Annotated in this window: 1 protein-coding gene; it reads left to right on the top strand. The window is 62.5% G+C overall.

Annotation, left to right across the window (positions count from 1 at the left end; genetic code table 11):
* Positions 1-170: 170 nt before the first annotated feature.
* Complete coding sequence (locus ACBR42_RS17120) at positions 171-452, top strand: hypothetical protein (RefSeq protein WP_371208841.1); 282 nt, start codon at positions 171-173, stop codon at positions 450-452.
* Positions 453-1026 lie beyond the last annotated feature (574 nt).

Raw genomic sequence — 1026 nt, 5'->3', positions numbered from 1 at the left:
TGCGCCGCATATGAAGAACTGATGGGGCAGGCGTGGCAGCCTTACGTGGCCAAAAACAGCCGTAGCGTCTCGGAACAGGCGGCGGCGCTCAGGAATGACGCGCTGGGCTTCTGATCCAGTCAGCCGGGCCAGATGGCCCGGCATCCCTTCCGTGCCAAAATGGACACAAAATGCCGAATGCCCATTCCACAGCCCGCCGTATTCTGCGGGCAATCCTTCCACCTCCCCAGACGCCAAAGCACAGGGAAGACAGGCTCAAGGCCGCTGCAACGGTTTTTCAGAATGTCGCCATTGGCATCGTCGGGGTGGGCCTGATAACGCCGTTTTTCGCCGGGGCCGGAGTCTTTCAGCCTCATCGGGCAGGGCTGGCGCTCTGTGCGGCTGTGGTCCTCGAAATCGTTTCTTTGCTTTTCCTGCTCTATATCCCGTATAATGACACAAAGGAGGACTGAAACATGGACCTGACCCATTCCATCCTTACGATTGCCGTCCCCTTCTGCCTGTTCACTGGAATCGTGGCGGTAGCGCTTGGGCCGATCGCCGACCGGCTGGCCCGACTACGCAAATCCCTTTAAACGATCTACCATGCAGAGGCGGCCCCACGGGTCGCCTTTCTTATTATTTGTGCAGCGCGTACGCCATGGTCCAGCGTGGGTAGCGCCGTCCGCGCCGTCAAGTCGGCCTACGGCCACGCTCGCGCGGCTGCGCAACCCTCGCCGCGCTCCGACGGTCATGCGTATGGCGCAAGGCGCCGCCTCGCCCCATACGCATGACCGCCGGGCTTGTTCAGGATGCTTCGGACCTGACCGCGCGGACGGCGCAGGGCAGGCAACAGGGAGAATAAAAACACGTCGCCATTCACTCACAGGGGCAGGCCGGTGGGGCGGGCGGTTCCGGTGCCCGACCATTCCATGCTGCCTTGAACCGCGCCCACTCCGCATGGCGTAGGTCATCGGTCCCCGCTGTCACAACCACGCTCCATTCCTCGCGCGCCGCGCTGTAACGCCAGCCCGCCCATGTCATTTC

The sequence above is a fragment of the Komagataeibacter sp. SM21 genome, from assembly GCF_041402665.1.
GTDB classification, from domain to species: domain Bacteria; phylum Pseudomonadota; class Alphaproteobacteria; order Acetobacterales; family Acetobacteraceae; genus Komagataeibacter; species Komagataeibacter saccharivorans.
This window is presented reverse-complemented; position numbering and strand designations above follow the sequence as displayed.

Coding starts and splice junctions, on each gene's coding strand:
- ACBR42_RS17120 (WP_371208841.1), top strand. CDS start 171: ATGCCGAATGCCCATTCCACAGCCCGCCGTATTCTGCGGGCAATCCTT.